Here is a 7376-nt window from a genome sequence, read left to right as displayed (position 1 = left end):
GGCCGGGGCCGCCCGGTTCGCCGCGCGGCCCCGGCTCGGGCGGCTCGCCGGGGACACCTGGGAGCCCTACATCACCCTCAAGGACCACCTGGCGCTGCGCCTGACCGCCCGCCGCCGCCCGGCCCGCACCGCCCACCGCCTGATCCGCTACGCCACCCGCTTCCGGCCCGCCCGCAAGGCCAAGCTCCTCGTCCGGGCCCTGCGCAAGCGGCTCGACCGCTACCGCTCCCGGGGCTTCAAGGCCCCCGCGTACAACACCTGGCTCACCCGGCTCCCCGTCCGCCGGGGCTCCGTCGTCTTCGAGAGCCACATGGGCACCTGCTACGGCGACAGCCCGCGCGCCCTGTACGAGGAGATCCGCCGCCAGGGCCTGAAGCTCCACGCCACCTGGTCCTACGACCCCTCCCCGGCCGGCTTCCCCGACGACGCCCGCCTCGTACGCCGCTGGTCCTGGCGCTATCTCTGGGCGCTGGCCCGCGCCGAGTACTGGGTCGACAACCAGGGCTTCCCGCAGCACCTCCGTAAGCCCGACCGCACCACGTACGTCCAGACCTGGCACGGCTCCGCGTACAAACGGATGGGCTTCGACGAGACCCGCGTACGGCTCCAGAACGCCCCGCAGCGCGAACGGCTCCAGCAGGCCGTGGCCCGCTTTGACCACTTCCTCGTCCGCTCCGAGCACGACGTGAACACCCTCGCCCGCGCCTACCGGCTGCCCGAGGAAAGGCTCCTGCGCACCGGCTACCCGCGCAACGACGCCCTGATCGCGGAGCGCGACCGGTCCGAGGCCGAGGGCAGGCTGCCGCGCCCACCGCTCGCCGGGGCGCTAGGTCTCGACGACCACAAGAAGACCGTGCTGTACGCCCCGACGTTCCGGGGCGGCCCCGGAAAGCAGCGCAAGAGCCGACTCCTCCTGGACGTACGGGAGTTCGCGGAGCGCTTCGGCGACACCCACACCCTGCTGGTGCGGGCCCACTACCTGGAGTCCGCCCGGCTGCCGGTCTGCCCGCCCGGCACCGTCGTGGACGTCTCGCGCCACCACGACGTCAGCGAACTCCTCGCCATCACCGATGTGTTGGTTACCGACTACTCCTCCATCATGTTCGACTTCGCCCTCCTCGACCGGCCCGTCGTGCTGTTCGCCCCCGACCGGGAGGCGTACGCGGCCGAGCGCGGCAGCTACTTCGACCTGCGGGAGCAGGCCCCGGGTCCGGTGGCCGCGACCCAGGAGGAGCTGTTCGCCGCCCTCGCGGAGCTGAAGAAGTCCGACACCCGGTACGCCGACCAACGGCGTGCCTTCGCCGAGCAGTTCGGGACCTACGACCGGGGCGACGCGGCCCGCAGAACCGTCGCGGCCGTCTTCGGCCCCGCAACCCGCCGGGGCGTCCGCCACACCACCGACCACGACCGGGGGGCCGGCCGATGAGCCGCGACATCTTCATCGTCTCCAACAGCACCGACGAACTCGGCGGCGTCACCGGCTGGATGCACCAGACCGCCCGCCTCTTCACCGAACAGGGCCACCGGGTCCACGCCATCGGCATCCACGCCTCCGACCTGAAGATGGCGCTGCCCCGGCAGCCCGCCCACCCCGTCACCGCCCTCTACCCGGCGCACCCCCCGACCCCCTGGACACCCCACGGCGTCCGCGACCGCTTCCGGATCCCCACCCGGCGCAGGGAAGCGGCCCGGGTCGCCGCGAAGAAGCAGGCGGTCGGACGGCTCTCGGAGCTCTTCGCCACCGCCGGCCCCGGCGCGGTCGTCATCGTCACCCAGGTCTGGGCGATGGAGTGGGTCGGGGAGGCCGACACCACGGGGCTGCGGGTCATCGGGATGAGCCACGAGTCCTACGGCTACTCCCGCGCGAGCCACCGCTACCGCTGGATCAAGAACCACTACCGGGACCTCGACCACTGGCTCGTCCTCACCGAGGAGGACGCCGACCGGTGGGCCGGCGACGGCATGAACAACGTCGGCTTCCTGCCCAACGCCCTTTCCCGCCTCCCCGTCGTGCCCTCCCCGCGCACGGCGAAGACCGTCGCCAGCATCGGCCGGCTCAGCGACCAGAAGGGCATCGACCTGCTCCTGGACACCTGGGCCCTGGTCGCCCCCGCCCGCCCCGACTGGCGGCTGCGCGTGTACGGGGCGGGCGAGGACGAGGCCGCGCTGAAGGCGCAGTGCACCGGGCTCGGCCTCGACGGGTCCGTGGAGTGGATGGGCCGCACCGACGACGTGGAGCGGGCCCTCGCGGACGCCTCCGTCTTCGTCCAGTCCTCCCGGGGCGAAGGCTTCCCGCTCGCGCTGCTTGAGGCGATGGCCAGCGGGGTGCCCTGCGCCGCCTTCGACTGCGCGCCCGGGGTGCGGGAGATCGTCCGCGACGGCGAGGACGGGCTCCTGGCCCCCGCCGGGGACGTCGCCGCCCTCGCCGACCGGCTGCTGCGGCTCACCGGCAACCCCCGGCTGCGCGACGCGATGGGCGCGCGGGCCCGCTCCGGCGTCCAGCGGTTCTCCGAGCCGGAGACCCTGCGCCGCTGGGAGGAGCTGTTCGCGTTCCTGGAGCGCTGAGCGGGCCCGCTGCCCGGGGGCTCATGAAGCCGCCGAGCAGACCCGCCGCCCGGAGTTCCGGAAGCCGCTGAGCCCGCCCGGCGGCCACCAGGGTCAGCCCCCGACGGCCGCCGCCCCGGCCCCGTCCTGCGCGGGCAGCGCCGCGGGCGTCCGGCGGGCGGCGGACGGCACCGGCAGCGGCAGCCCGTCCGTCTCCCCGAGGAAGACCCGCCGCACCACCCGCTCGGCGGCGTACCCGTCGTCGTACGGACAGAACCGGGCCCGGAACGCGGCCCGCAGCTGCGCCGAGCGGGAGCCCCGCCAGTGGTCGGTCCCGAAGATGTCGAACAGCTCGTCCTGACTCCGGGCCACGATGCCGGGCGGGAACGCCGTGATGTCGAAGTACGTGCCGCGAGCCGCCTCGTACGCCTCGATGTCGTCGAGGTGCAGCACCACCGGGCGGTCCAGGTTGACGTAGTCGAACATCAGCGACGCGTAGTCGGTGATCAGCGCGTCCGAGGCGAGCGCCGTCGTCTCCACGGACCGGTGCGCGCTGACATCGATGATCCGGGGATGCGGCGCACGGTGACCGCCCCCGGGGCCGGCCGGGCGGGGCGCCCGGGCCAGGACGACGAACTGCGGGCCCAGGACCCGTACCAGCCGCTCCAGGTCCAAGGGGGGCCGCTGGACACGCCGGTAGTCGCGGGGCACCGGGGCGTACAGCAGGGCGGTGGCCCCCTGCGGGATGCCCAGCGTCTGGCGCAGCCGAGCCACTTCGGCCGGGCCGGTGCGGTGGTACACGTCGTTGCGCGGCGAGCCGTACTCCAGCGTCGTGTACGCGGACGGATAGGCCCGCTCCCGTACGAGGGTGGAGTGCGGGTTCGCAGAGAGGGAGAAGTCCCAGGTGTCGACCGAGCGCAGCAGCTCGTCGAAGTCGGTGCCCCGGGCGGCGGCGGGCCGGTCCAGCAGATCGGTGCCCACGGTCCGCAGCGGCGTGCCCTCGTGCGTCTGCAGCAGGATCTGGCCCCGCCGCTTGACCAGCCCCCGGTCGAAGGGGCCGTCGTTCACCAGGTACGCGGACCGGGCCAGCGCCGCCCCGTGGGCGAAGGTTCCGGGCGCGAGGTGACGGGTGCCGGTCGGCACGGTGTGGGCGTCGAGGGGGCGGCAGATCCAGGCCGTCCGCACCCCTGGCACCAGCTCGCGGACCTTCGCCTCGATCGCCGCCGGACTGCCCGCGTACCCGCTGCCGCCCCGGGTGGCGAACACCGCGTCCCGGGGGCGCAGCGGCAGCCGCAACTGGATCCGGTAGTGCGCCCGCAGCGCCGCGCCCCGTACCGCCCGGCGCACGGCCGCCGCGCCCCGGCGCAGCCGGCCGCTCAGGCGCTGGGCTCCGGACAGGGCCTGGTAGGTGCGCCGCGCCCCAAGCCGCAGCAGGCCGTGCCGCAGCAGCGCGCGGCGCGGGACCGGGGCGCCGGGGGTGCGGTAGCGGCGGCAGGACGCGGTCGCCCGGCGGAAGAACGCGGCGCGGCTGTGCGGTGGCAGCCGGTCCCGGGAGGCGAACAGCGCCGAGAAGTGGTCGAGCATGCGGCGGAACATCACCGGCCGCCACAGGGCGAGTTCGGGGCGGGAGTCGATGAACGCGAAGACCCGGTCGTACTGGTCGAAGACGTCGAAGTGCTTCTCGCTGGTGGTGGAGAGGATGTTGCCGCGCCGCCGCTGCCGGTAGGAGACGCAGACCGCGTCGAGCACCGCGATCGAATCGGCCGACATCAGGACCGGGTAGGTCCAGGGGGTGTCCTCGTAGTAGCCGGGCGGGAAGGTGAACCCCTCGGCCTCGACGAACGCGCGGCGGTACGCCTTGTTCCAGACGACCATGAGGAGTTGCAGCAGCTCGGGGCGGTCGGTGAGCCGGAAGCGTTCGGGGCCGGCCTCGTCGAGGTGGGCGGCCAGGACGTTGCGGACGCTGCGGCCCGTCCAGTACGTACGGGCGTAGTCGTACATCAGGACGTCGGGCTCGCCGGTTGCGTCGATCCGGTCGGCGATGGTCTGGAGCGCGTCCGGCAGCAGGGTGTCGTCGCCGTCGAGGAAGATCAGGTAGTCGCCGGTCGCCCGGCCCATCCCGGCGTTGCGGGCCGGCCCGAGGCCGATGTTGCGGGGCAGGTGCAGTGCGGTGACGCGAGGATCCCGGCGGGCGTACTCGTCGGCGATCGGTCCGCAGGCGTCGGGGGAGCAGTCGTCGACCACGACGATCTCGTAGTCCTTGAACGACTGGGCCAGCACGGAATCCAGACACGCGTGCAGATACGCCTGGACCCGGAAAGCGGGCACGATGACGGAGAACCGGGGCACTACACATCCATGGGTCGATCGTTCGCGGAAACCAGGCAGAGCGCAAACGTCGGATGGAATGACAGGGTTACGCCGGACGTGGCAATCGGGGGACCAGGACGCCGAAGCGGCCCGGTTCCGGGGAACCGGGCCGCTCGGTGTTGACGGTCGGCCGTACGTCTGTGCGGTGAGGGTCGTTCGACCGGTCGGGCTACTTCACCGCGCCCGCCATCACGCCGGAGACGAACTGCCGCTGGAAGGCGAAGAACACCGCCAGCGGGATCACCATCGACACGAACGCGCCGGGCGCGAGCACGTCGATGTTGTTGCCGAACTGGCGCACCTGCTGCTGGAGCGCCACGGTGATCGGCGGCGACTCGGAGTCCGCGAAGATCAGCGCGACCAGCATGTCGTTCCACACCCACAGGAACTGGAAGATCCCGAGCGAGGCGATCGCCGGACCGCCCAGCGGCATCACGACCCGGGTGAAGAGCCGGATCTCGCCCGCGCCGTCGAGCCGGGCGGCCTCCAGCAGCTCGCGGGGGATCTCCGCGAAGAAGTTCCGCAGCAGGAAGATCGCGAACGGCAGGCCGAACGCCGTGTGGAACAGCACCACCCCGAGCGTCGTCTCGAAGATCCCGATGGTGCCGAACAGCTCGGAGACCGGGATCAGCGCGACCTGCACCGGCACCACCAACAACCCCACGACCAGCAGGAACCACCAGTCGCGGCCGGGGAACTCCATCCATGCGAAGGCGTATCCGGCCAGCGAGCCGATCACCACCACCAGCACGGTGGACGGCACGGTGATCATGATCGTGCTGACGAGCGAGCCGGTGATCGTCGAATTGTCCAGCAACCGCTGGTAGTTGTCGAAGGTCAGCTCGGACGGGGCGGTGAAGATCTTCCACCAGCCGGTCGCCGCGATGTCCTGCGGACCGCGCAGCGAGGACAGCAGCAGACCGATCGTGGGCATGAGCCAGAACAGGGCGACGAGGATCAGGAAGACCCGCATCACCCCGCCGCCGGCCCGGGCGGCGATCCTGGCCCCGAGGGACTGCTTCGGCTTGGGCGCTTCGGGGACGCCCGGCTGCCGTGAGACCGCCTTCTGGCGGCCGATGCGGGCGGTGTTCACGTCCGGTGCGCTGCTCATCGCCGTCCCTCCTTCCGGATCCGGCGGATGTTGACCAGCATCACCGGGATCACCAGCAGCAGCAGGAGCACCGCGATCGCGCTGCCGATCCCGAGGTCCGCGTCCGTGCCGAACGAGGACCGGTACAGCTGGAGCGCCAGGACGTTCGCGTCGTCCTGGGAGGAGCCCGGCGCGATGATGAACACCAGGTCGAAGACCTTCAGCACGTTGATCATCAGGGTCACCAGGACCACCGCCAGCACCGGCGCCAGCATCGGCACGGTGATCCGGCGGAACACCTGCCACTCGTTGGCCCCGTCCACCCGGGCCGCCTCCAGCAGCTCGCGCGGCAGGCCGGCAAGACCGGCGGCGATCAGGACCATGGCGAACCCGGCCCACATCCACACGTAACTGCCGATGATCCCGGGCGTCACCAGGGACGGGCCGAGCCAGTCGACGCCGTTGTACGGCTCGCGGAAGTTGTCGGCGGGCAGGCGCAGTTGGGCCCCGTCCGCCGAGGCGGGCAGGGTGAACACCCCGTCCGCTCCGGCGGTGGCCGTGGCGATGACCTCGCCGTCCTTCACCGCCTCGACCTCGAGGCCCTTCAGGCCCAGCTCCTTCGGGTCGACGACGTTCGGCTTCCCGCCGCCGCCCCGGGTGAAGTCCAGCCACGCCGTCCCGGAGATCTTGTCCCCGGAGGCCGCCGGGGCACCCTCGGCGGGCCGCGCGTCGCCCGGCATCTTCGCCGGGGCCACGCCGACCAGCGGCACCCGCAACGGCTGGCCCGCCCGGATCGGCTCCTTGGAGACGAAGGTCCCGCCCCCGCTCTTCTCCAGCGGGTGAACGGGCAGCGGACGGGCCTTCGGGAAGCCCGCGGACTCGTTGAACGTGTCGTGCACGCTCACCGCCACCGCGTTGGCCACACCGCGCTCGGGAGCCTGGTCGTACACCAGCCGGAAGATGATGCCCGCCGCCAGCATCGAGATCGCCATCGGCATGAAGACGATCAGCTTGAACGCGGTGCCCCAGCGGATCCGTTCGGTCAGCACCGCGAAGATCAGCCCGAGCGCGGTGGCGACCGTCGGGGCGAAGACCACCCAGATCGCGTTGTTCTTCACCGCCGTGAGGATCGTGTCGTCGGTGAACAGGGCCTTGTAGTTGTCGATCCCGGCGAAGCCCGTACCGGCCTGGTCGAAGAACGACCGGTAGACCGAATACCCGATCGGATAGACCACCAGCGCACCGAGCAGCACCAGCGCGGGCAGCAGGAACGCCGCCGCGATGACCCTGCGGGTGCCGGTCACGCTCCGGCCGGGCTTCTTCGGGTCGGGGGACGGGCGCGGACTCGTGTCGTCGGCGGGGGGCGCCGCAC

General features: G+C 72.3%; 5 protein-coding genes. 2 read left to right on the top strand and 3 right to left on the bottom strand.

What is annotated here, in order from left to right; translation table 11 throughout:
• Together ACFWM7_RS31820 and ACFWM7_RS31815 are read left to right on the top strand one after the other, a co-directional pair.
• A partial coding sequence (locus ACFWM7_RS31820; protein ID WP_383267279.1) for a CDP-glycerol glycerophosphotransferase family protein occupies window positions 1–1426 on the top strand: 1426 nt, incomplete at its 5' end.
• Entirely contained in the window at window positions 1423–2565 is a 1143-nt protein-coding gene (locus ACFWM7_RS31815; RefSeq protein WP_383267276.1) for a glycosyltransferase, read from the top strand. The genes ACFWM7_RS31820 and ACFWM7_RS31815, both read left to right, overlap by 4 nt.
• A gap of 93 nt (window positions 2566–2658) precedes the next feature.
• Here ACFWM7_RS31815 and ACFWM7_RS31810 read toward each other — a convergent pair whose 3' ends face one another.
• The 3 genes from ACFWM7_RS31810 to ACFWM7_RS31800 form a co-directional block, all read right to left on the bottom strand.
• Window positions 2659–4893, bottom strand: coding sequence for a CDP-glycerol glycerophosphotransferase family protein (locus ACFWM7_RS31810; protein ID WP_383267273.1), 2235 nt, complete (start codon window positions 4891–4893; stop codon window positions 2659–2661).
• A 190-nt stretch (window positions 4894–5083) separates the two neighbouring features.
• Window positions 5084–6025, bottom strand: a complete 942-nt coding sequence (locus tag ACFWM7_RS31805) for a carbohydrate ABC transporter permease (RefSeq protein WP_383267270.1) — start codon at window positions 6023–6025, stop codon at window positions 5084–5086.
• Window positions 6022–7308 carry a carbohydrate ABC transporter permease gene (locus ACFWM7_RS31800; protein WP_383267282.1) on the bottom strand — a complete coding sequence of 429 codons (1287 nt, stop codon included), beginning with the start codon at window positions 7306–7308 and terminating at the stop codon, window positions 6022–6024. The genes ACFWM7_RS31805 and ACFWM7_RS31800 overlap by 4 nt, the downstream gene beginning before the upstream one ends.
• Between the last annotated feature and the right edge of the window lie 68 nt (window positions 7309–7376).

Source organism: Streptomyces sp. NPDC058375, from assembly GCF_042723425.1.
GTDB lineage: Bacteria > Actinomycetota > Actinomycetes > Streptomycetales > Streptomycetaceae > Streptomyces > Streptomyces durocortorensis.
The sequence above is the reverse complement of the archived record's forward strand: the minus strand, read 5'-3'. Positions and strand labels throughout refer to the sequence as shown.

Bases quoted from the DNA above. Each gene is read 5' to 3' on its own strand.
- ACFWM7_RS31815 (WP_383267276.1), top strand. From the start codon at position 1,423: ATGAGCCGCGACATCTTCATCGTCTCCAACAGCACCGACGAACTCGGC.
- ACFWM7_RS31805 (WP_383267270.1), bottom strand. From the start codon at position 6,025: ATGAGCAGCGCACCGGACGTGAACACCGCCCGCATCGGCCGCCAGAAG.